This is a genomic window from Pantoea sp. GL120224-02 (assembly GCF_900215395.1).
Taxonomy (GTDB): Bacteria; Pseudomonadota; Gammaproteobacteria; order Enterobacterales; family Enterobacteriaceae; genus Pantoea; species Pantoea communis.
The window spans coordinates 231,783-253,021 of record NZ_OBEC01000007.1; the positions used below are offsets into that span (position 1 = coordinate 231,783).

Here is a 21,239-nt window from a genome sequence, read left to right on the forward strand (position 1 = left end):
CGGTTCCAGAGCCGTCCGCTGAAGTCCTGAAAGCCCGCACGGCGCAAGCCTTGCGGGCTTTTTTGTGCCCAGTATTCATGCTGCTGCTAATCAGATTATTGTGGGCAGAAATACCCGAACGGCAACGTACAAAGCAGCTGAGGCAATTGCAAAATCCTTTGGCGCGGATGACGAAACTGCGATGAAAATCGGCCTGACTGTCGACATCGCTGTTCCACCAGGATTTGCATTTGGTATTGGTGCAACCCGGATAGCATCGGTGAGAGCGGGTCGCATCAAACTGATTGAGCATGAATCGATGACGGGTTTAAAACCCGGAGGGCATACGCTTTCCACACACGTTGGCAAAAGCGATGCAGAGTTGTTATCCCGTTTTGAAACCAATAAGCGTTTAACGTTCTCTACCACCTTTACTAATCTGCAGATTGCTGAGGAAGCAATATCGAGAGCGCTTTTTGCTAATATAGCCGTCATAAAGTCTGTTCTCTCAGGTGGCAAGAAAGGTGTCAGACTAACTATTCGTAATGCAGCAGGGAAAACTATTGGCTACGGCTTCAAACGAGGAGACAGCCAGCGGATTGCCATAACAAATGTGAGAGTGGTCTTTGAATTTCAACAATTTAATGGAAAACCCTACTACATTCTTACCGCGTTCCCGTCTCTTTAAGGTGCAAAATGCAAAATTTCCATTTTCTTGATCAACTGATTTTCGGTTATTTCAATCAGGACGCCGACATCATTAATGATGGTGAAAACACAGTTGAAGGCATAGTCAGGCTCTTCAAAAAAACAGCCCCAGATTGGATGCTCAAAGATCTCGTCGAAGAAGTCGATGATTTTATCTCCGCCTATGATGATGGCGTAGAGGAGGAGTTCAAGCGACGCTATGAGTTTGATTTCTCACCTGAGCTTTGGGATACCACCGCACGCGAATTCCTAAAAACAGTACGTCAAATCTCACTAGAGGATTGAGAGGTATGGTGATACTGAACCTGGCCCCTACTCATAATGCCATGCGGCTGGCTTTTCTTCTGTTGTGCCCCATGTTCTTAATGCGTGAGTCCCCTGAAATGCGGTATAAAGCCGCATGAAAATTCCAAACCGAATCCAACCGCTGGTCGATGACGGCCTGATTGATAACGTGCTTCAGCGCTTGAAAAGCGGCAAAGAAGCTGACGTTTACACTGTCATGTGCGGCGGCAAAGTCCAGTGCGCTAAAGTCTACAAAGAAGCTTCTCAGCGTAGCTTTAAGCAGGCCGTGCAATATCAGGAGGGGCGCAAAGTTCGCAACTCCCGTAGCGCGCGTGCAATGCAAAAAGGCTCAAAATTCGGACGCAAGCAGCAAGAGGAAGTCTGGCATACCGCAGAAGTCGACGCGCTATTCCGTCTGGCCAAAGCCGGCGTTCGCGTGCCTGAACCCTATATGTGCCTCGACGGTGTGTTGTTAATGGAGCTGGTCACTGATGCAGATGGTGCAGTAGCGCCGCGACTAAGCGATGTGATTTTGTCGCAAGAGGAAGCACTGACTGATTTCGCCACTATGATTCGCAATATCGTACGCATGTTGTGTGCCGGCATTGTGCATGGCGATCTGTCAGAGTTTAACGTGTTGCAAGATGAGCATGGCCCAGTGATCATCGACCTGCCTCAAGCGGTGGATGCTTCAGCAAACAATCACGCCGAATCAATGTTTGAGCGCGATGTGAATAATATCACCGAATATTACGGTCAGTTTGCCCCACAGATTTTAGAAACGCGTTATGCGAAAGAAATCTGGCAGCTATTTGAAGACGGCAAGTTAACGCCTGAAACCGTTTTAACCGGTCTGTTTGTGGAAGAAGTTCATGCTGTAGATATGGACTCCCTGCTGGATGAAATCATTTCTGCGGAAGATGAGTATTACGATCGCCAGCGAGCGGCTAAAGAGCGGGATGAAGAATAGTCAGCCAGCCTGATTCGCTGGCTTTAAGTTATAGTAAAACCACTCTTCAAATTTCACCTGCTAAACAGATACATGTGCAGCCCGTCACTCTCATTGCCAGGCTAAAAAGCTGTTTCTCATCTCATCAATGGCGCTGGGTGAAAGCAGCAGCACAGATTTAAGACTCACCTCAATACGTTCAATGATGGCTTCTCTCGGCCCTGAACGCCACGCCTCGCTGGCATAAAATGCTTCCAGAACATCGTGCATTTCCTCTTCATTTTCAAATGCTCGAAGAAGAAAATAGCTATCAGCATCATGGAGAGAACAACCGTAAGCGACGACATCAATTCCCTGCTCGACGTGCAGAGGAACACTGATATCTCGCATAATTCGATGGAAGGTTCTGCATGTATCTGTTTTCAACCGATATTGCAGGATTTCAACAACTCTACTTTTCATCTCTCATCCTTAAGACATTTTTTTTGTGATTATGGCGGCACTAAAATTACCCTTTACCAGAAAAAGATACAGTGTCAGATCCACTAAAGCTGAGGCGACTCACAACTCTCATCGGCTTGCCTGAAGTGCCTTCAGGCTGAGCACATAGCAGCATGGCTTAAAATGCTCATTTCTCGCACCATCCAAACCCGATGATTCAATTAAGGTTATTCCTGGAGCCAATTCTGGCTGAGCGTGCCATTGTTAACTACGCTCATAACTCATAGAGCGATTGATGAGGGAATATTCATGAAAAAGACAATTATTGCTGTATCTGCCCTGCTGCTGGCTTCTTCGGCTTTTGCCGCTACCACACATGCAACTGACGACACCGTCGCGAACGCACAAGCGGGCGCAAACACCGCCAAAGAGAAGCTGCATCAGGCGCAGCATCAGGGCGAAGAGCAGAAGCTGAAAGCCAAGCATGCTGTTGAAGGTAAGAGCGACAGCACCAGCAGCAAAGTGAGCGAAGGCGCACAGAAAGGCTGGAACAAAACCAAAGAAGGCACTGAAAAAGGGTGGGATGCTACCAAAGAAGGTGCGACTAAAGGCTGGAACAAAACCAAAGAAGGTGCCAGCGATCTGAAGAAGAAAGTGACTGAATAAGTTCTTCTGACAGAATCCCGAAAGGCCGCGATTGCGGCCTTTTTTCGTTTTTGCCGCTTTGCGTCCGGCTCGATATCGACTTACACTTCGCTCAACACTCATTAACCATTTTTTCTTATGTCTGACACCTTCAAACGCCAGCCCTTGCCTTTACCCAACGGTCACAACAAAGTGCTGTTGCACTCCTGCTGCGCCCCCTGCTCGGGTGAGGTGATGGAAGCGATGCTGGCTTCCGGAATCGATTACACCATCTTCTTTTACAACCCAAACATTCATCCGCTGAAAGAGTACGAGCTGCGCAAAGAAGAAAATATCCGCTTTGCTGAGCAGTTCGGTGTGCCTTTCGTGGATGCCGATTACGATAAAGATAACTGGTTTGATCGGGCACGCGGCATGGAGTGGGAACCGGAGCGTGGCGTACGCTGCACCATGTGTTTCGACATGCGCTTTGAACGTACTGCGCTGTATGCACATGAAAATGGCTTCCCGGTGATCACCAGTTCGCTGGGCATTTCGCGCTGGAAGGACATGATGCAGATTAATGACTGCGGTGTGCGTGCAGCAGCGCACTATCCTGACATGCTGTATTGGGAGTTTAACTGGCGTAAAGGCGGCGGATCATCACGCATGATCGAGATCAGCAAGCGCGAGCGTTTCTATCAGCAGGAGTACTGCGGCTGCATCTACTCGCTACGCGACAGCAATCGCCATCGCGTGGCCAGCGGGCGCGAACGCATTGAAATTGGTGTGCAGTACTACCAGCCCGACGAATAAACAATTAGCCTGCTGGCATCGGTTAGCAGGCGCTTACTCTCACCAGGCTAATTGCCTGCCGCTGTAATCGACGTAATGATGTCCGCCCTGCCCGGCAAAACGGTTCAGTTGCGCCACTAATCCCTGAGCACTTTCCACCGCAGTAATATCCGCATCATCACCGCCCATATCGGTTTTCACCCAGCCCGGATGCAGTGACAGCAAGGTTGTGCCACGCGGATCCATTTGCTGAAGCAGCGTACGGCTCAGCATATTCAGCGCCACCTTACTGGCAGAGTAATACGGACGAATCGCCTCGGCATTCTCCGTCAGGCTGCCGAGACGAGATGTGGTGATACCAAGCACGCCCTGTTTTTCCGACAGCAAGGGTAGCAGGCCTTCAGCCATACGCACCGGTGCAACACTGTTGGTCATAAACAGTTGCATCAATTCATCATCGGGAGTGGCGATCAATTCCATTGAATCCGGGCCGAGAATCCCGGCATTGATCAGCGCGCGATCAAACTGCTCGCCTTTGAGCTGCTGAAGTAATTGCTCACGCTGTGTGGCAATAGTGATATCCAGCGGCAGCCAGCGCAGTTTTTCATGCTGATAGGAAACGGCAGTGCTGCGATAAGTGGCCGTGACGTCCCAGCCATCGGCCAGCAGTTGCTGCACCACCGCCAGTCCAATCCCCTTTGAAGCACCGATAATTAACGCGCGTTTTGTTTGGCTCATTTGTCCCTTCCCGCAGTTAAAAGGCAAAAAGGGCAGGATAACCTGCCCTTGGTTTGACTAACGAAACACCAACGTTAGCACAACAATCACCACCATCATGATTAGCAGATGGCACACCACCTTATTAAGATTCCGATTCCGCATAGCACCTCCATGGAGTTAGAACCACTGGCCGAAGCGTTTGATGTAGAGCATTTTCATGCCCTGTGCGACCACGCAGTAACCTAACAAGGTCGCGACCAGCCATGGGAAGTAAGCCCAGGGCAACGGGGTCAATCCCACCATGTGTCCCAACGGGGAGAATGGCAGCAGAATGCCTGCAATCATCACACACGCCGTAGTCAGCAGCACCGGCAGTGCAGCACGGCTCTGGATGAACGGAATTTTCTGGGTGCGCAGCATATGCACCACCAGCGTCTGCGACAGCAATCCTTCTACAAACCAACCGGACTGGAACAGTGACTGCATTTCCGGCGTGTTGGCGGCAAACACGTACCACATCACAGCAAAAGTCGTGATATCAAAGATTGATGATGTAGGCCCAATCCACAGCATAAAGCGTTTGATATTGCGCGCGTCCCACTTACGCGGTTTGCGCAGGAACTCACGGTCCATTTTGTCCCATGGCAGCGCCAGCTGAGACAGGTCATACATCAGGTTCTGAATCAGCAAGTGAATTGCCAGCATTGGCAGGAACGGAATAAAGGCGCTCGCCACCAGTACAGAGAACACGTTGCCAAAGTTGGAACTGGCGGTCATGTTGAGATACTTGATGATGTTGCCGAAGGTTTCGCGTCCTTTCATCACCCCCTCTTCCAGCACCATCAGATCTTTTTCCAGCAGGATGATGTCAGAAGACTCTTTGGCGATATCTGCTGCGCTATCCACTGAAATCCCGACATCGGCATCACGCAGGGCTGGCGCATCATTAATCCCATCGCCGAGGAAACCGACGGTGTGTTCTTGCTGCTGCAATGCACGCAAGATGCGAGATTTCTGCAGCGGCGTCAGTTTGGCAAACACTGCGCTGTGCGCTGCCGCCTCTGCCAATTGCTCGTCGCTCATCATCGCGATCTGATCGCCAGTCACGATATCGCCACTGTCGATACCGACTTGCTGGCAAATACGTGCGGTGACCACCGGATTGTCGCCGGTCAGCACTTTGACGCTGACGCCGTTATCACGTAGCGCGGTAATGGCTTTGGCGGCACTCTCCTTAGGCGGATCGAGAAAAGTGAGCAACCCTTCCACGGTTAACCCTTGTTCATCCGCCACACTCAATGCCTGCTGCAAGCCCGGCTCTTCCAGTACACGACTCGCCACCAGCAATACACGGAAACCTTGCTCGTTGTACTGATGTGCCAGAGCTAACAATTCTGCACGGCGTTTTTCATCCAGCGGCTGAACCAGTTTTCCTTCACGCTCAGCCGTAGCGATGCTCAGCATCTCTTCTACCGCGCCTTTACAGATCAGCATCTGTTGATTCAGACGACGATCGCGCACCACAACAGAAACGCGGCGACGCACAAAATCAAACGGTAACTCATCCACTTTGGCGTAATAGTCGCCCATGTCCGCCGTTACACGATCCTTGCCGTAGCGCAGAATCGCACGATCCATCAGATTCGGCGTGCTGCTCTGATAGTGGCTGTTGAGCCAGCTCAGCATCAGTACGCGAGAGTTTTCCACTCCGGCGCAATCCAGATGATGCTCAAGAATGATGTTGTCCTGGGTCAGCGTGCCGGTTTTATCGGTACACAGGATGTCCATCGCACCGAGGTTTTGAATCGCGTTCAGCCGTTTCACAATCACTTTACGGCGTGACATGGCAATCGCGCCTTTCGCCAGATTCGAGCTGACAATCATCGGCAGCATTTCCGGCGTCAGACCCACCGCCACGGCCAGCGCAAACAACGAGGCATCCAGCCAGTCGCCTTTGGTTAGCCCGTTAATCAGCAGCACCACCGGCACCATCACCAGCATGAAGCGGATCAGCAGCCAGCTGACGCTGTTCACACCGCGATCAAAAGCGGTTTGCGAGCGATTACCGACAATCGATTTCGCCAGGCTGCCAAAGTAGGTTTCGCCACCGGTCGCCACCACCACCGCTTTGGCACTGCCGCTGGAGACGTTAGTACCCATCAGACACACGCTACCGAGTTCCAGCAGTGAAGCCCCGTGATCGCTCGCTCCCGCGCCTTTGCTGGTGACGTGGCCCGTGACGTCATATTTCTCAACGGGCAGTGATTCACCTGTCAGGATCGCCTGGCTGATAAACAGGTCACGCGAATCCAGCAAACGTACGTCGGCAGGCACCAAATCGCCAGCCGACAGATAGATAATGTCGCCGGGGACTAAAGTGGCAATATCCACTTCCTGTCTAGCCGGGGGCTGTTGGGCAGATTCCCGACGCAGTACGGTAGCGGTAGTGCGCACCATGGATTTCAACGCCTGCGCGGCTTTATTGGTGCGGAACTCCTGCCAGAAGCGCAGCAAACCGCTGAGCGTTACCATCGTCACAATGATGATGACACCGGTCAGGTCGGTCTCCTCGCCTTTACGTAATGGCAGCAGGTAGTCAGTGAAAAAACTCACCGCTGCCAGCGCCATTAATACGTAGATGAAGGGGTTATTGAATGCCTGGATCAGCTGAATCAGCGCGTGCGGCGCTTTATCATGCGCCACCTGATTGCGGCCATAGACTTCCAGACGCGCTTCGGCTTCGCGTTCGCTCAGGCCCAGCGCATCACTGCGCAGGCGAACGAGGGTTTCATCGGCGGTGAAACCGGCTTCATCTTCAATCAGATAGCGCGGCGTTTTCTGACGCTGCGGGCGGGCGTTGCTCCAGGATTTTTTTTCCTGGTTGAGTTTCATGTCAGTCATGATGACATTCCTCTATTTTTTACGGCAATAACAGTCCCTGTGCGGGGAGCACATTAACGGGGATAAATTAAATTAACGACGATGCGTTAGATGATTAAAAATAACCTATCGGGAATTTCCATATGACCTCCCGTAAATAAAAGACGAAGAAGTTCGCTCGTTAAAATAACGAGAAATAGCGATGACGATGTTAATGATGCCGCTGAGAGCGATCTTCAGTCAGTCCAGATTTGCCAGGTAGCCTGAGCACGGACGTGCCAAAACGCGCTAAAACAGCGGTTAATTATGCACGCTGAAAATCAGCGCGCGCATCGAGGTGGAGGAAAAAGTGCGTTTAAAATCATGTGCATAATGAAATCCCCACGGGCATCAACCCGCTACTGTCGTTTAAAGGGGAACAATCATCAGAGAGAAGAGAGGATTGCTGCCCGCCGTGTTGGCAAGCAGCGACAAAAGAATTCGCGCGTCAGCTTGCCTTGTGTTGCCATCTAAAAGGGTGACTGTCCAACTGAATTCTCCTGTTTGAAGTTGGCGCCATTATATTCCTGAAGACTTCGAAGTAAAGTTAATTATTTCCGTTCAGCAACGAGTTTAAATTCCGTTGTAATTTGGTTGATGAAAGGACAAAAATTAGCGAGTCTGTAGCACTGCGCGGCGCGATAACAATAACAGCATATTTAACAGGCTTATAACCAATCCGCCGCGCTTAGAACCGTAAGGCATATGTATAGCCATAAATTGACTATTCTTCATTACTGCGCTCTCGTAAACTCGCGTTACTTTTTTAAGGCAAGGAAACAACATGAAAAAAATCATTCCCTCACTGCTGGCTTTATCGCTGGTAGCCGCCTTCTCCTCTCAGGCCGCAACACCAAAAGATACGCTGGTGATTGCGCAGTCGACTGATGATGCAGATAGCTTCGATCCGGCACAGGGCTTTGAACTCACCACAGTGCAAGCATTCACTAACATCTATCAACGTCTGGTTCAGTCGGATCCGACCAATCCCACCGATCTGAAGCCAACGCTGGCCACCTCCTGGACGCCAGGCAGTGACAACCGCAGCCTGACTTTTGAACTGCGCAAAGGCGCGCAATTCGCCAGTGGTAACCCGCTTCGTCCGGAAGATGTGATCTTCTCGCTGGGTCGTGTGGTGAAACTCAACCTCGATCCTTCCTTTATTCTGACGCAGCTCGGCTGGAATAAAGACAATGTTGATACCTTCCTGAGGAAAGTCGATGACAATCACGTACAGATCAGCTGGAGCGCCAACGTCAGCCCGGCCTATGTGCTGAGCCTGCTGTCTGCACCGGTCTCTTCGATTGTGGATGAGAAAACTGCACAGGCGAATGCCAAAAACGGTGACTTCGGTCATGCCTGGTTAGGCACCAATTCAGCGGGTAGCGGCCCGTATCAGATTCGTAAAGTGGTGCTGCATGAAGTGGTACTGCTGACCGCCAACCCGACCTCACCGGCGGGCGCACCGAAGCTGAAGAACATCCTGATCAAGAACGTGCCGGAACCTGCTGCGCGTCGTCTGCTGCTGGAACAGGGCGATGTGGATATTGCTCGTAACCTCGGCGCAGACCAAATTGCGGCGCTGAAAGGCAAAACGGGCGTGAAGACCGAAGCGATTCCGATGGCCTCGCTCTACTACATTCAGTTCAACGTCGGTGAGAATCCAGTGTTGAAGAACCCGGCACTGTGGGAAGCGGCGCGTTACCTGTTCGACTACAAAGGTATTGCTAACGACCTGCTGAAAGGCCAGTTCGAAGTACATCAAACCTTCCTGCCTAAAGGTTTCCTCGGTGCGTTGAATGACACCCCGTACACCTACGATCCGGAAAAAGCCAAAGCGATTCTTAAGAAAGCAGGTTTAACCAACGTCAGCTTTAAGCTCTCGACCAGCAATCAACCGCCATATCTGGATATTGCGCAGGCATTACAGGGCAGCTTTGCCAAAGGTGGCGTGAAAGTCGAAGTGCAGCCGGGCCTGAGTTCTGAAGTCTCTACTCGCGTGAAAGCGCATCAGTACGAAGCGACACTGAACGCATGGGGTGCGGATTACTTCGATCCGAATACCAATGCCGCCTCCTTTGCTTACAACCCTGAAGATGGCAGCAAAACCATTGCTTACCGTTCAGACTGGCATATTCCAGAGCTGAGTAAACAGACGCTGGCCGCCACCGCTGAAGCGGACAGCAACAAGCGTGTTGAACTGTACCAAGCGATGCAGCGCGAAGTGCTGAAGAACTCGCCATACGTGATCGGCTTGCAGGCGCGCAACCTGATTGCGCTGCGCGATAACCTGAAAGGCTATGTGCAGGGGATTAACCCAGACATGGTGTATTACTCGCAGGTTTCTAAGTAATGGCAGTGTCTGCTTCACAGGCCGGGTTCGCCCGGCCACTCTGGCAACGTTTTAGCCGTCTGGTCACCAGCCTGTTATCGCTGCTGGTGACGTTGATTGGTTTGTTAGCGTTCACTTTCATGCTGTCGCACCTTTCGCCGGTTGATCCGGTGCAGCAAATCGCCGGCGATCACGCCAGCGAAGCCACCTATGCACAGGTGCGCCACGATCTCGGCCTCGACCAGCCGGTGCTGGTACAGTTCTGGCGCTATATCAGCCATCTGGCGCAGGGCAATTTAGGGCTTTCGCATCTGACCAATCAGCCTGTCAGCACGGATCTGATGCGCACCTTCCCCGCCACCATTGAACTCGCCACCTGTGCGATGATCTTTGCCGCCGTGTTTGGCATCACTTTAGCCTTGCTGGCCGCGTGGAAGCCGGGCAGCGTGATCGATAACGTAGCGCGCTTTATCTCGCTGCTCGGCTATTCCGTTCCGGTATTCTGGCTGGGTCTGCTGGGTCTGCTGCTGTTTTACGCGGTGTTGCATTGGTCTGCCGGGCCGGGACAGTTGGATGATATCTGGATCTACACGCTGGAGCCGAAAACCGGCTTTGTGCTGATTGATAGCTGGCTATCTGGCGATCCAGAGATGTTCCGCAATGCGATTGCCCATCTGTGGCTGCCGGTGATGATTCTTGGCTTACTGGCGATGGCCGGTATTACACGCTTATTGCGTGCCGCGCTGTTAGAAGAGAGCAGCAAAGAGTATGTGATTCTGGCGCGCGCCAAAGGCGCAGGGCGGACTCGCATCCTGCTGCGTCACATCTTCCCCAACGTGCTGGGGACGCTGATCACGGTCATCGCCCTCTCCTACGCCACCCTGCTGGAAGGTTCGGTGTTAACCGAAACGGTCTTCGCCTGGCCCGGTGTCGGACGCTACATGACCAACGCGCTGTTTTCCTCTGATACACCAGCGATTCTCGGCTCGACCCTGCTGATTGGCAGTTGCTTTATTCTGCTTAATGCCGTGGCCGATGCCCTCACCTGGTTAACCGATCCGAGAACACGATGACTCAACAACTCTCTGAACTGGAGACAGTTCGTCCGCGCCGCCGCCGTGCGCGCGTGACTTCACTGACCATCGGTCTGACACTGGTGGTGATCGTGGTGGCGATGGCGCTGTTTGCCCCGCTGCTGGCACCCTTTGATCCTAACGCCCAGGTGATCGCCCAGCGTTTGCAGGCCCCTTCCGCGCTGCACTGGTTTGGCACCGATGGCTTTGGCCGCGATTTACTGTCTCGCGTGATTTACGGTGCGCGTCCTACGCTGCTGCTGGTGTCACTGATTCTGGTACTGACCATTCCGGTGGGACTTCTGGTCGGGATGACTGCCGGCTATGTGGGCGGCTGGACCGAACGCGTGTTGATGCGCATCACGGATATCTTCCTGTCGCTGCCGAATCTGGTGATCGCGCTGGCGCTGGTGGCCATGCTCGGTCCGGGATTGATGAACGGCGCACTGGCGCTGGCACTCACTAGTTGGCCACCGTTTGCCCGTCAGGCGCGTGCGGAAACCCTGGCACTGCGCCGCAGTGATTATCTGGCGGCTGCGCGCATGCAGGGTATTACCGGTTTGCGCTTAATGTTCGGCCATATTTTACCGCTGTGTTTGCCAACCGCCGTGGTGCGCGCGGCGCTGAGCCTCGGCGGCATCATTCTCTCCGCTGCGGGCTTGGGCTTCCTGGGCATGGGCGTGCAACCGCCAACCGCCGAATGGGGTTCGATGGTGGCGGAAGGCAGTAAAGTGATTTTCGACCAATGGTGGGTGGCTGCCGCCCCCGGCGGTGCGATTCTGTTCGCCAGTCTGGCGTTTAATCTGACAGGCGATGGCCTGCGCGACCGACTGGATACCCGTCATGCCAAATGATCTGTTAATTGATGTGCAGGGGCTGACCATCCGCAGCGAAGATACGCTGTTAGTGGATAATATCGCCTTTCAAATTGGCCGTGAGCGCGTGGCGCTGGTGGGTGAATCCGGTTCGGGCAAATCACTGACGGCCCGCTCGCTGATGGGGCTGCTCTCTCCTTCATTGCAGTTGCAGGCGGATTGTTTACAGGTGGTGGGTGCCGATGCGCTCAACCTGCGCGAACGTGACTGGATCGCCCTGCGCGGCGGTAAAGTGGCGATGGTGATGCAGGATCCGAAATACGCCCTCAACCCGACTCGCACTATTGGCTGGCAGGTCGAAGAACCGCTGGTGCTACACCGCAAACTGAGCCGTGCCGAACGTAAAGAGAAAGTGTGCGAGATGCTGGATGCGGTCGGTCTGCCGGATCCCCGTCAGTTGATGAAGCGTTATCCACATCAGCTTTCCGGCGGCATGGGGCAGCGTGTGATGCTGGCGATCGCTTTGATCACCGATCCCGATCTGCTGATTGCCGATGAACCGACCTCGGCGCTTGATCATGCGATGCGCGATCAGGTGCTGGCACTGATTCGTCGTTTAGTGGAGCAGCGCAATATGGGCTTACTGCTGATCAGCCACGATCTGCAGCAGGTCTCTGAGCACTGCGATCGCGTGATGGTGATGTACAAAGGCAAATTGCTGGATACGTTGCCTGCGGCAGAGCTATCTAATGCGACTCATCCTTACACACGCACGTTATGGTCCTGTCGTCCGAGCAAAGCCACGCACGGTGAACGCTTGCCGGTGCTGGATCGTGCTGCGCTGGAGGCCAGCAATGATTGAGTTAAACAATCTGAGCGTGTCGCATAAGCAGGGTTATGAACTGCGCACCGTGGTGCATGACGTATCCTTGCAGGTGGCCGCGGGCGAGTGTTTTGGCCTGGTCGGGCCATCGGGCTGCGGCAAGTCATCGCTGCTGTGGGTGATGGCCGGACTGAATCCCTTCTGGAGCGGCAGCATGCAACTGGCGGGCACCGACGTGCAACCGGGTAAAGCCTTTACCGGCCCGCTGCGTCGTGATGTGCAGATGGTGTTTCAGGATCCGTATGCCTCGCTGCATCCACGCCATCGTCTGCGCCGCACCCTGGCCGAACCGTTGAAGATGCTGAAGCGCGATAATATCAACGACCGCATCAATCAGGGTTTTCGCCATGTCGGGCTGGATCCAGCGCTGGCGGATCGTTATCCGCATCAGCTGTCCGGCGGCCAGCGTCAGCGCGTGGCGATTGTGCGCGCCCTGCTACTGGAGCCGAAAATCCTGTTGCTGGATGAGCCAACCTCGGCGCTGGATATGTCGGTGCAGGCGGAGATCCTCAATCTACTCAACGATTTGAAGCAGAATGACGGATTGACCATGGTGCTGGTGAGCCACGATCCCGATGTAATCGATCATATGTGCGACCGCGCGGCACATATGGCGTTGGGTCGGATTGTCGGTTAACGCATTTTCACTCAACCGTTGCGGCGCGATTTTTTCATCCGCATCTAAAGCGATCATATCGCAAACAGATGCATGCTCCATCGTGCCGCCACGGACAGGCGTAAATTGATGCACCATTCAATTTACGCCAAATATGATCTCTGCTTAATGCGCCATCGCCTGCAGCGTCTCGCTGCGAATCGACTCGGTCACTTCGGCCTTTAACGCCATAAACTCGGGTGAGGTTTTAATGGTGTAATCGCGCCCATTATTGAAATTCACTGCTACCTCCTGCTTGATGCGGCCCGGCCGGGCGCTGAAAATCGCTACCTTGTTAGCCATGAAAATTGCTTCATCGATATCGTGGGTGACGAACAGCACAGTCTTGCGCGACTGCTCCCACACCGACAGCAACAGCTCCTGCATCATCACGCGCGTCTGATTATCCAGGGCGCCAAACGGCTCATCCATCAATAACACTTTGGGATCGTTGGCCAGTGCGCGCGCAATCGCGGTACGTTGCTGCATGCCGCCCGAGAGCTGGCGCGGATAGTGCTGGGCAAAGCCGCGTAATCCCACCTGCTGGATGTAGTAGTCGCTGCGCTCTTTCTGCTGCGCTGCACTGATGCCGCGCTCCTGCAAGCCAAAGCGGATGTTCTCCTCCACCGTCAGCCATGGGAACAGCGTGTAGCTTTGGAACACCATGCCGCGATCGGCACCCGGCCCTTCCACGCTTTTACCGTCCAGCCAAATTTCCCCGCGTGTGGGCGTATCCAGTCCGGCGATGATGCGCAGCAGCGTGGATTTTCCGCAGCCTGAGGGTCCGAGAATAGTGATGAAATCATTCTCCTCCACCTGATAGTGGATCGGCTGCAGCGCCTGAGTTTGCTCGCCTTTGGGGCCGGTAAAAATGCGCTCGACGCCGCGCACGTTGAGTTTGCTGTGTTTCATTACAGGGTGCTCCATGCAAACAAGCGCCGATTGAGCACTTTGAACAAGTAGTCTGAGATCAAACCAATGCAGCCGATCACAATGATGCCGAAAATGATCTGCCCGGTATTCAGCAATGCCTGACTGTCGACGATCATATGGCCGATGCCGCTTTCCGATCCGATCAATTCAGCGACGATAACGTAAGTCCACGCCCAGCCGAGCACCAGGCGCAGCAGTTCAGCAATGCCCGGTGCCGCGCCGGGGATCAGCACGCGACGCACGATCGAACGGTTGCTGCACCCTAGCGTGTAGGCCGCTTCCACCAGATCGCGACGTGCGCCGCTCACGGTGACCGCCACCATCAAGACGATTTGGAAGAAGGAGCCAATAAAGATCACCAGGATCTTCTGGGTTTCACCGATACCGGCCCACAGAATCAGCAACGGCACAAACGCCGAGGCCGGTAAATAACGGCAAAAGGAGACGAAGGGTTCAAGAAACGCTTCCCAGGTTTTGTAAGCGCCCATCATGATGCCCAGCGGCACACCTATCACGGCCGCCAGCAGGAAGCCCGACAGAACGCGCATCACCGTCATGCCGATATCCAGCGAGAAGTTGTACTCGGTGAACAGCACCACACCTTGCTGCAGCATGGTGAGAGGATCGGCGAGGAAAGTAGGCGACACCATGCCGCCCAGCGTTACCAGCGTCCATACCGCGATAAACAGCACAAAGAACGCCACGCCGAGCGCGACACGTAAGCGCAGCGAAATCGCTTTCAGCGGCACCATCAACGGATTGTGCCAGCGCTGTGGCGCATCCGGCAGTGCTGCTGGCGGAGTCACGGGTTGGCTTTTACTCATCTCCATCTCCTTTCTCCTGCTTACTGCACAAAGCTGGCGTCGTACAGGCTTTTCACATCCGGCATTTTCTTGATCACCCCTGCACGCAGCAGCAGTTTGCCGGCTTCATCACTGAAGGTTTCAATTTCGCCATTGAAGAATTTCTTGTTCTCTTCCGGCCCCTGCCAGCGCAAATAACTGGCTGACTCCGCAAACTCTTTGCCCGTGGATTTTACTGCTGCACCCATAATCTCGTTAGACTTGTCCGGCTGCTGTATGATCATCTCCAGCGCATCGTAATAGCTGGCCACCAGCGCTTTCGCGGCCTGAGGATGCTCTTTCAGGAACGTCGGCGTACAGCCAAGTGTGTCCATGACCATCGGATAATCCAGCGTGGTGGCGAGGATCTTCCCTGCCTTGGGCTGGTTGCGAATCACCGAGAGATAAGGTTCATAGGTCACGGCCGCATCATTTTGACCCGCCGCAAAAGATTGTGCCGCCGCCTGCGGTGCCATGGTCGCGAGACGCACGTCTTTCATCGTCATGCCGTTTTTGTCCAGCATCCACGCCAGCAGGAAATACGGTGAGGTGCCGGGCGCATCCACCGCGATGGTTTTGCCTTTCAAATCTTTGATGCTGGTGATGTCACTGCGGGCGGCGAGGCCATCGGCACCGTAAGATTTGTCCAGCTGAACGATCTGCTTAATCGGCACGCCTGCGGCGTTCCAGGAGATGTAGGTTTCAACCGTGGTCGCCGCGCACTGGATGGTGCCGGAAGCCACCGCCAGATGTCGGCTGCTCTGCGGGATCATCTTCACATCGACATCAAGGCCGTGCTTTTTGAAAATCCCAGCTTTATCGGCCAGCGTCAGTGGGGCAAATCCGGTCCAGCCGGAAATACCGATGGCGACTTTGGTGTCGGCCGCCTGTGCTCCTAAAGCACTGGCGCACAGGACTGCGGCGGTTAATGCACGAACAACGAGTTTCACTGGCTTGCCCATCTTCCACTCCTGATAAAGGTGATGAAAAACAACAGTTGTATAGTCTTATCTATACAAGCCAAGCAATGGCTGTGCCAGATTGTGAAAGCCCATTGTGATGGGGAGAGGGGGTTGAGATCGCGCACTGAAACGGTGCATAAACCCTATGCCGATGATCACACTGGTGCGAAAGCAACCTTCGGCGGATGGCGCTATAATCACGCCAATTTTTCAACAGAAGGAACACCGTATGACGGTGAAATTGCGTCCGCTTGAGCGAGAAGATCTGCACTTTGTGCACCAGTTAGACAACAACGCCAGCGTGATGCGTTATTGGTTTGAGGAGCCGTACGAAGCTTTTGTCGAGCTCTCGGATCTCTACGACAAGCATATCCACGATCAAACAGAGCGTCGTTTTGTCGTTGAACACGATGGGCAAAAAGCGGGATTGGTGGAACTGGTCGAGATCAATCACGTACATCGTCGCGCTGAGTTTCAGATCATCATTGATCCGGGGCATCAGGGCAAAGGCTTAGCCAGTCAGGCGGCTAAACTGGCGATGGATTATGGCTTTTCGGTGCTCAATCTCTACAAACTCTACCTGATTGTTGATCAGGAGAATGAGAAAGCGATTCACATCTACACCAAACTGGGATTTGAAGTGGAAGGCGTGCTGAAGCACGAATTTTTCATCAATGGTGAATACCGCAATACCATTCGCATGTGCATTTTCCAGCAGCAGTATCTGGCGCAGCATAAATCCGGTCATGCCATGGTGAAGCCGACAGCACAATAGCTTGAAATCGGCTCTCATTGTCGCTGCCGTCTTGAATATCAAACGGCAGCTAAGTGATTTATCGCTTTTAACCAAAAAGATGATGCTGAACCTTAGCAGCGCGGTTTATCGCGCATCTCTCAGCGACATACCTGCTTCGGAGATGCACAAAAAATTGCGCCGCGACCGCGCCATGCGGTTTAACCGCCGCGCGCACCCACCACGTTGAGACGTGGCTGAGGATGTTCAGGTTTCAGGTCGTACATGCCGCCATAGAACGGATCCACCAGCAGCCAGCCGGGGAAGCCCAGTAACGGGATATTACCCAGCAGATACCACAGGTTGGCACTGGCCTCGATCGGCAGCGTCACCGGCACGTAGCCCGGACTCTCCAGCATCACCTGATAGTGTTTTTTACCAAAATAATTACCAGTGGATTTTGCCAGCTCGACGGTTTGTGGCGTGTAGCCCTGCGCCACTGCGCGGCCGGTCTCATCCTGCACGGTGAAACGCGCGCCTTGCGGGACAGAGTCGATTTTTACCGGCTGCGTTTCCGTGCCGACAATGGTGGCACAGCCGCTCAGCAGCAATGCAGTGGCAGGAAGAAGGTGTCGCAGGTTCATGGCAGGTCCGCTATAGAATCAGATAGGACAGTCTAAACTGCCCTATCCTGCTTTTCACTCGCCTCAATCGCCCTATCAGTGCTGCTTTTCTGGCCTTTATTGCGGTTGACAACAGGCGGCAATCGCCGCGATATCTTGCGGTGTGGTGCGGCAACAGCCGCCAATCAACCGTGCGCCCGCTTGTTGCCACTCAGGGAATTTATCCTGCAGCGTGCAGCCCGATGGCGCCGAGTGCCAGGTTTTGCTGCTCGCATCGTACTGTTCACCGGAATTGGGGTAAACCAGCAGCGGTTTAGCACACAGCGCCTGCAAGGTTTGCAGCGCCGGTGTCACGCTCTCCAGCTCTACGCAGTTGATGCCCATCGCCACCACCTGTGGTGCCGCATTGACCAGTTCAGCGACCTGGCTTAACGGCGTGCCATCGCTGATGTGTTGCGCATCACGCAGGGTGAAGGAGAACCATGCGCTGCAGTTCGGGAACTCTGCCAGCAAACTCACCAGCGCCTGCGCTTCGGCAAATGACGGCAGGGTTTCACACGCCAGCAAATCCACGCCTGCGTCCAACAGCGCCTTGACGCGCGGGCGATGGAAATCTTTCATCTCCGCTTCTGGCAGGGCGTAATCACCGCGATACTCAGCACCATTAGCAAGGTAAGCGCCATAAGGCCCAACGGAACCGGCCACCAGCAAAGCGGCTTCACTGCCTGATGCCGCACGATAATCATCACGCGCACGTTGTGCCAGTTTCACACTTTGCTCGATCAATGTGAGCGCTTGCGCCTCATCCAGCCCACGCGCCGCAAAGCCCTGCGGCGTGGCCTGATAGCTGGCGGTGATCGCCACATTGGCGCCGGCCGCAAAATAGTCGTAATGCACCTGATAAATCAGCTCAGGGTTTTCCATCAGCACTTTGGCAGACCAGAGCGCATCGGCGAGATTGCAACCGCGCGCCTCCAGTTCGGTGGCCAGCGCGCCATCCAGAATCAGTGTGTCATGTTGTGTTAAGGCTTCTGCGACAGGATTACGCGACATCATTGGCCTCCCCGGCCTTCAGGTTACGTCGATGCGTGACATGGTATGCGGCATAGCAGAACAGCACAAATGGAATGCCACACCACAGCGCAATACGCTGCGACGGATCGAAGGCCAGCCCTACACACGCCAGCAGGCACAGCAGGAAACCGAGAATCGGCGTTAGAGGATAGAGTGGCGCGCGATAGGCGAGTTGTTGCAGCGAACCGCCTGCGGCCAAGTGGCGACGACGGAACACATAGTGCGAGGCACAGATACTCAGCCACACCGCCACCACCGCAAAACCTGAAATGGCTGACAGCGCCACAAATACGGTATCCGGCGCGATCACGCTGGAGAACAGCGCCAGCAGGCCGCCCAGCATACTGACGGTGATCGCCAACACCGGAATCCCACGGCGGTTCACCTGGGCGAAACAGCGCGGCAAGGTGTTCTCATTCGCCAGTGACCACAGCATCCTGCCCGATGCATACAGACCCGAGTTGGCGGCGGACAGGATCGCCGTCAGGATCACGAAATTGAAGATATCGGCCGCATAGGGAATACCGATCTTCTCGAACACCAGCACAAACGGGCTTTTGACGATGCCCGCCTGATCCATCGGGATCAACGCCGCCAGCACAAATACTGTACCAATAAAGAAGATAATCAATCGTGCTACGGTCGTGCGAATCGCCAGCGGCAAGGCTTTCTGCGGCTGCTCGGTTTCTCCAGCGGCAATACCAATCAGCTCAGTGCCGGAGAAGGCGAAATTCACCGCCACCATGGTCATCAGAATCGGCAAGGTGCCGTGCGGTAACCAGCCTGAAGCCGTCAGGTTACTCAATCCCGGCGCGGCACTGCCATCCTTCATCGGAATAAAACCAAACATCGCGCCTGCACCGAGGATGATAAAGGCAATGATGGTGACCACTTTGATGATGGAGAACCAGAACTCCCCTTCCGCGAAGAAACGCGTGGAGACGATATTCAGCAGATAGATGGCGATGCAGAACACCAAACACCACAGCCACACCGGCGTGGTGGGGAACCAATACTGCATACAGAATCCGGCGGCGGTCAGGCTGGAGCCGAGCGCCACCGTCCACGTCAGCCAGTAGAGCCAGGCCACAGTATAGCCAGTTGCCGGGCTGAGATAGCGCGCCGCATAGACATGGAAAGCGCCGGTTTCCGGCATCGCTACGGCCAGTTCGCCGAGACATACCATCACCAGCCACACCACCAGCGCGCCGATCAGATATGCCAGTAGCGTGCCCGCCGCACCGGTGGTTGAGATGATATAGCCGGTATTGAAGAACAGTCCGGTGCCAATCACGCCGCCGAGCGACAGCATCACCAGATGCCGCACTTTCATGGTGCGCTTAAAGTTTTCCTGCGAAGGGGTTTCCTGCTGTTGCATGGTTTTTATCCGTATGGACGTCTGAACATCTATATGGACACAGGGTTATACGCGCCAGCGTGTCAATTTGCAACGTGGCAAAGGGTGAGGGTTTTAAAAAGTCGGGGGGTGGCCCCGCGTCAACGGGGCACCACATCAGGCGCCAAATACGCCTTGCAGATAGCGCTCAAGCGCGATACGCGAGCTAAAACCGTGCGGAATACCGTAATGTTCCTGGGATTCACCCATCAGATAAAGCGGGAACTGGGTGTAATGATCGCAGGTTTTCATTTCTGAGGCGGGCTCGGCAAAGTGCTGACTTTTCTCTTTCAGCGTGGGGTGAATGATCAATGCGGTGCGGCCCATGCGCGCTTCGCGATTGACGTAGACATAATTTTCACCACGACGATAACCGTAAATTTTTGGCGTCAGGGTGTCCATTTCGAACCCTGCTTTTTCCAGTACGCGCGCTACCTCATCCGGACGTAAATACATGCTTGCTCCTCTCTTCTCACAGCCCCGCAACCTTACAACAGCCCGACATACAGGACATTCGGAATTTCCCTAAAGCCTGGCATATGCCTGCGTTTAGTCACGTTTCGTCTACACTCAGTATTACTTGTTAAATCAAAGGGAGCGAAAAAATGTTTAATCGCGTAAGCAAAAACGATGACATTGATATTAATCAGGATGTGAATGAGCTGGCAGATTCGCTTGAAGCATTACTTAAATCTTACGGCAGCGAAGCCAAAGATGAAGTGGATAGCGCACGCAGCAAAGCACAGTCGCTGCTGAAGCAGACCCGCGCAAAACTGAACGGCGGCAACAGCCGCGTTTCTCAGGCAGCGCGTGACGCCAGTTATCAGGTTGATGCCTACGTGCATGACAAACCCTGGCATGGCGTGGGTGTCGGTGCAGCCGTGGGTCTGGTGTTAGGTGCGCTGTTGATGTCACGCCGTTAACCGTCATTAGCGTTTAAAGAGAGCCTCGCGATTGCGGGGCTTTTTTGTGCCTGCCGCAAATGAAAGCGCACAAAATTTGACCTAAACTTTGCCACCCTCGCCTTTACAAAAAAATTTTCGGGCCTGGAAGGTGCATGATCTCTGGTGTTAGCGTTTATCCGAAGATAAAAATACAAAATCCCTATATCTGGTGGGCTTGACCACTACGAGCACTACATCTAGTATTCAACCCATCAACTCGCTACCAGATGTCGTCAAGGACGAAGTTCGCTGCAAATAGGATTTTGCTTCGTATCTCGCATCCAGACCGCAATCAAAGGGAAATACGAATCATGCGCATTATTATTTACACTAAAAACAATTGTGTCCAGTGCAACGCGACTAAAAATGCCATGGACCGCAAAGGTATCGACTATCAGCTGATCAATCTCGATACCCAACCGGAAGCCATTGATAACCTCAAATCCCTTGGCTATCGCCAGGTGCCCGTCGTCATGACCCATGATGACCACTGGAGCGGCTTCCGCCCTGACAAAATCGCCAGCCTGCGCCAGCTCGCTGCTGTCGGGGGATAA

The 21,239-nt window shown here is 53.9% G+C and carries 23 protein-coding genes; 13 read left to right on the plus strand and 10 right to left on the minus strand.

Annotated features, from left to right (window positions below):
• Window positions 1-64: 64 nt before the first annotated feature.
• The 3 genes from CRO33_RS15320 to CRO33_RS15330 all read left to right on the plus strand — a co-directional run bounded on the left by CRO33_RS15320 (window position 65) and on the right by CRO33_RS15330 (window position 1,942).
• Window positions 65-667 carry an RNase A-like domain-containing protein gene (locus tag CRO33_RS15320; protein ID WP_097118681.1) on the plus strand — a complete coding sequence of 201 codons (603 nt, stop codon included), beginning with the start codon at window positions 65-67 and terminating at the stop codon, window positions 665-667.
• A gap of 8 nt (window positions 668-675) precedes the next feature.
• Entirely contained in the window at window positions 676-972 is a 297-nt protein-coding gene (locus tag CRO33_RS15325) for a contact-dependent growth inhibition system immunity protein (RefSeq protein ID WP_097118682.1), read from the plus strand.
• Between the two features lie 115 nt (window positions 973-1,087).
• Window positions 1,088-1,942, plus strand: coding sequence for a PA4780 family RIO1-like protein kinase (locus CRO33_RS15330; RefSeq protein WP_058959174.1), 855 nt, complete (start codon window positions 1,088-1,090; stop codon window positions 1,940-1,942).
• A 90-nt stretch (window positions 1,943-2,032) separates the two neighbouring features.
• Here the strand turns inward: CRO33_RS15330 and CRO33_RS15335 are convergent, their stop codons facing one another.
• Entirely contained in the window at window positions 2,033-2,383 is a 351-nt protein-coding gene (locus CRO33_RS15335) for an NIPSNAP family protein (protein WP_097118683.1), read from the minus strand.
• Window positions 2,384-2,671: 288 nt separating this feature from the next.
• Between CRO33_RS15335 and CRO33_RS15340 the strand changes: the two genes are divergently transcribed.
• Both CRO33_RS15340 and CRO33_RS15345 read left to right on the plus strand, forming a co-directional pair.
• Window positions 2,672-3,028: a hypothetical protein gene (locus CRO33_RS15340; RefSeq protein ID WP_038645311.1), complete on the plus strand. Its 357-nt coding sequence runs from the start codon at window positions 2,672-2,674 to the stop codon at window positions 3,026-3,028.
• 117 nt (window positions 3,029-3,145) lie between these two features.
• On the plus strand, window positions 3,146-3,802 hold the full coding sequence (locus tag CRO33_RS15345) for an epoxyqueuosine reductase QueH (protein ID WP_097118684.1): 657 nt from the start codon (window positions 3,146-3,148) through the stop codon (window positions 3,800-3,802).
• 39 nt (window positions 3,803-3,841) lie between these two features.
• Here the strand turns inward: CRO33_RS15345 and CRO33_RS15350 are convergent, their stop codons facing one another.
• Together CRO33_RS15350 and mgtA are read right to left on the minus strand one after the other, a co-directional pair.
• Complete coding sequence (locus tag CRO33_RS15350; RefSeq protein ID WP_097118685.1) at window positions 3,842-4,519, minus strand: SDR family oxidoreductase; 678 nt, start codon at window positions 4,517-4,519, stop codon at window positions 3,842-3,844.
• Window positions 4,520-4,678: 159 nt separating this feature from the next.
• Complete coding sequence (mgtA, locus tag CRO33_RS15355; protein ID WP_097118686.1) at window positions 4,679-7,402, minus strand: magnesium-translocating P-type ATPase; 2,724 nt, start codon at window positions 7,400-7,402, stop codon at window positions 4,679-4,681.
• Between the two features lie 802 nt (window positions 7,403-8,204).
• Here mgtA and CRO33_RS15360 point away from each other — a divergent pair.
• The 5 genes from CRO33_RS15360 to CRO33_RS15380 are packed head-to-tail and all read left to right on the plus strand — an operon-like array spanning window position 8,205 to window position 13,160.
• On the plus strand, window positions 8,205-9,773 hold the full coding sequence (locus CRO33_RS15360; protein ID WP_097118687.1) for an ABC transporter substrate-binding protein: 1,569 nt from the start codon (window positions 8,205-8,207) through the stop codon (window positions 9,771-9,773).
• Window positions 9,773-10,825, plus strand: coding sequence for an ABC transporter permease (locus CRO33_RS15365; RefSeq protein ID WP_097118688.1), 1,053 nt, complete (start codon window positions 9,773-9,775; stop codon window positions 10,823-10,825). The genes CRO33_RS15360 and CRO33_RS15365 overlap by 1 nt, the downstream gene beginning before the upstream one ends.
• On the plus strand, window positions 10,822-11,679 hold the full coding sequence (locus CRO33_RS15370; RefSeq protein WP_097118689.1) for an ABC transporter permease: 858 nt from the start codon (window positions 10,822-10,824) through the stop codon (window positions 11,677-11,679). The genes CRO33_RS15365 and CRO33_RS15370 overlap by 4 nt, the downstream gene beginning before the upstream one ends.
• Window positions 11,669-12,502: an ABC transporter ATP-binding protein gene (locus CRO33_RS15375; RefSeq protein WP_097118690.1), complete on the plus strand. Its 834-nt coding sequence runs from the start codon at window positions 11,669-11,671 to the stop codon at window positions 12,500-12,502. The genes CRO33_RS15370 and CRO33_RS15375 overlap by 11 nt, the downstream gene beginning before the upstream one ends.
• A complete protein-coding gene (locus CRO33_RS15380) occupies window positions 12,495-13,160 on the plus strand; it encodes an ABC transporter ATP-binding protein (protein WP_097118691.1) in 666 nt (221 codons plus the stop codon). The genes CRO33_RS15375 and CRO33_RS15380 overlap by 8 nt, the downstream gene beginning before the upstream one ends.
• Window positions 13,161-13,304: 144 nt before the next feature.
• On the opposite strand, the gene CRO33_RS15385 is transcribed toward CRO33_RS15380, so the two are convergent.
• From CRO33_RS15385 to CRO33_RS15395, 3 genes are read right to left on the minus strand one after another with little or no spacing between them, the layout of a single operon-like run.
• On the minus strand, window positions 13,305-14,090 hold the full coding sequence (locus tag CRO33_RS15385) for an ABC transporter ATP-binding protein (RefSeq protein WP_058959180.1): 786 nt from the start codon (window positions 14,088-14,090) through the stop codon (window positions 13,305-13,307).
• Window positions 14,090-14,935: an ABC transporter permease gene (locus CRO33_RS15390; RefSeq protein WP_097118705.1), complete on the minus strand. Its 846-nt coding sequence runs from the start codon at window positions 14,933-14,935 to the stop codon at window positions 14,090-14,092. The genes CRO33_RS15385 and CRO33_RS15390 overlap by 1 nt, the downstream gene beginning before the upstream one ends.
• Before the next feature lie 20 nt (window positions 14,936-14,955).
• Window positions 14,956-15,915: an ABC transporter substrate-binding protein gene (locus CRO33_RS15395; RefSeq protein ID WP_097118692.1), complete on the minus strand. Its 960-nt coding sequence runs from the start codon at window positions 15,913-15,915 to the stop codon at window positions 14,956-14,958.
• Between the two features lie 229 nt (window positions 15,916-16,144).
• On the opposite strand from CRO33_RS15395, the gene speG reads away from it, so the two are divergent.
• Window positions 16,145-16,690, plus strand: coding sequence for a spermidine N1-acetyltransferase (gene speG, locus CRO33_RS15400; RefSeq protein WP_034825496.1), 546 nt, complete (start codon window positions 16,145-16,147; stop codon window positions 16,688-16,690).
• A 179-nt stretch (window positions 16,691-16,869) separates the two neighbouring features.
• Here speG and CRO33_RS15405 read toward each other — a convergent pair whose 3' ends face one another.
• The 4 genes from CRO33_RS15405 to CRO33_RS15420 all read right to left on the minus strand — a co-directional run bounded on the left by CRO33_RS15405 (window position 16,870) and on the right by CRO33_RS15420 (window position 20,197).
• Window positions 16,870-17,292 carry a hypothetical protein gene (locus CRO33_RS15405; RefSeq protein WP_038645291.1) on the minus strand — a complete coding sequence of 141 codons (423 nt, stop codon included), beginning with the start codon at window positions 17,290-17,292 and terminating at the stop codon, window positions 16,870-16,872.
• 96 nt (window positions 17,293-17,388) lie between these two features.
• Window positions 17,389-18,324, minus strand: coding sequence for a homocysteine S-methyltransferase (gene mmuM, locus CRO33_RS15410; RefSeq protein ID WP_097118693.1), 936 nt, complete (start codon window positions 18,322-18,324; stop codon window positions 17,389-17,391).
• Window positions 18,314-19,723 (minus strand): S-methylmethionine permease, encoded by a 1,410-nt coding sequence (gene mmuP, locus CRO33_RS15415; protein WP_034825488.1) that lies wholly within the window; start codon window positions 19,721-19,723, stop codon window positions 18,314-18,316. The genes mmuM and mmuP overlap by 11 nt, the downstream gene beginning before the upstream one ends.
• A gap of 135 nt (window positions 19,724-19,858) precedes the next feature.
• Window positions 19,859-20,197, minus strand: a complete 339-nt coding sequence (locus CRO33_RS15420) for a DUF2002 family protein (protein WP_034825485.1) — start codon at window positions 20,195-20,197, stop codon at window positions 19,859-19,861.
• A 149-nt stretch (window positions 20,198-20,346) separates the two neighbouring features.
• Between CRO33_RS15420 and CRO33_RS15425 the strand changes: the two genes are divergently transcribed.
• Window positions 20,347-20,664, plus strand: coding sequence for a DUF883 family protein (locus tag CRO33_RS15425; RefSeq protein WP_058959185.1), 318 nt, complete (start codon window positions 20,347-20,349; stop codon window positions 20,662-20,664).
• Window positions 20,665-20,996: 332 nt separating this feature from the next.
• The gene (locus CRO33_RS15430) at window positions 20,997-21,239 is read left to right on the plus strand and encodes a redoxin NrdH (RefSeq protein ID WP_038645282.1); all 243 of its coding nucleotides are present in this window, start codon (window positions 20,997-20,999) and stop codon (window positions 21,237-21,239) included.

Excerpts from the sequence above, each read along its gene's own strand:
- CRO33_RS15325 (WP_097118682.1), top strand. The coding sequence starts at position 676 with ATGCAAAATTTCCATTTTCTTGATCAACTGATTTTCGGTTATTTCAAT.
- CRO33_RS15330 (WP_058959174.1), top strand. The coding sequence starts at position 1,088 with ATGAAAATTCCAAACCGAATCCAACCGCTGGTCGATGACGGCCTGATT.
- CRO33_RS15335 (WP_097118683.1), bottom strand. The coding sequence starts at position 2,383 with ATGAAAAGTAGAGTTGTTGAAATCCTGCAATATCGGTTGAAAACAGAT.
- CRO33_RS15340 (WP_038645311.1), top strand. The coding sequence starts at position 2,672 with ATGAAAAAGACAATTATTGCTGTATCTGCCCTGCTGCTGGCTTCTTCG.
- CRO33_RS15345 (WP_097118684.1), top strand. The coding sequence starts at position 3,146 with ATGTCTGACACCTTCAAACGCCAGCCCTTGCCTTTACCCAACGGTCAC.
- CRO33_RS15350 (WP_097118685.1), bottom strand. The coding sequence starts at position 4,519 with ATGAGCCAAACAAAACGCGCGTTAATTATCGGTGCTTCAAAGGGGATT.
- mgtA (WP_097118686.1), bottom strand. The coding sequence starts at position 7,402 with ATGACTGACATGAAACTCAACCAGGAAAAAAAATCCTGGAGCAACGCC.
- CRO33_RS15360 (WP_097118687.1), top strand. The coding sequence starts at position 8,205 with ATGAAAAAAATCATTCCCTCACTGCTGGCTTTATCGCTGGTAGCCGCC.
- CRO33_RS15365 (WP_097118688.1), top strand. The coding sequence starts at position 9,773 with ATGGCAGTGTCTGCTTCACAGGCCGGGTTCGCCCGGCCACTCTGGCAA.
- CRO33_RS15370 (WP_097118689.1), top strand. The coding sequence starts at position 10,822 with ATGACTCAACAACTCTCTGAACTGGAGACAGTTCGTCCGCGCCGCCGC.
- CRO33_RS15375 (WP_097118690.1), top strand. The coding sequence starts at position 11,669 with ATGCCAAATGATCTGTTAATTGATGTGCAGGGGCTGACCATCCGCAGC.
- CRO33_RS15380 (WP_097118691.1), top strand. The coding sequence starts at position 12,495 with ATGATTGAGTTAAACAATCTGAGCGTGTCGCATAAGCAGGGTTATGAA.
- CRO33_RS15385 (WP_058959180.1), bottom strand. The coding sequence starts at position 14,090 with ATGAAACACAGCAAACTCAACGTGCGCGGCGTCGAGCGCATTTTTACC.
- CRO33_RS15390 (WP_097118705.1), bottom strand. The coding sequence starts at position 14,935 with ATGAGTAAAAGCCAACCCGTGACTCCGCCAGCAGCACTGCCGGATGCG.
- CRO33_RS15395 (WP_097118692.1), bottom strand. The coding sequence starts at position 15,915 with ATGGGCAAGCCAGTGAAACTCGTTGTTCGTGCATTAACCGCCGCAGTC.
- speG (WP_034825496.1), top strand. The coding sequence starts at position 16,145 with ATGACGGTGAAATTGCGTCCGCTTGAGCGAGAAGATCTGCACTTTGTG.
- CRO33_RS15405 (WP_038645291.1), bottom strand. The coding sequence starts at position 17,292 with ATGAACCTGCGACACCTTCTTCCTGCCACTGCATTGCTGCTGAGCGGC.
- mmuM (WP_097118693.1), bottom strand. The coding sequence starts at position 18,324 with ATGTCGCGTAATCCTGTCGCAGAAGCCTTAACACAACATGACACACTG.
- mmuP (WP_034825488.1), bottom strand. The coding sequence starts at position 19,723 with ATGCAACAGCAGGAAACCCCTTCGCAGGAAAACTTTAAGCGCACCATG.
- CRO33_RS15420 (WP_034825485.1), bottom strand. The coding sequence starts at position 20,197 with ATGTATTTACGTCCGGATGAGGTAGCGCGCGTACTGGAAAAAGCAGGG.
- CRO33_RS15425 (WP_058959185.1), top strand. The coding sequence starts at position 20,347 with ATGTTTAATCGCGTAAGCAAAAACGATGACATTGATATTAATCAGGAT.
- CRO33_RS15430 (WP_038645282.1), top strand. The coding sequence starts at position 20,997 with ATGCGCATTATTATTTACACTAAAAACAATTGTGTCCAGTGCAACGCG.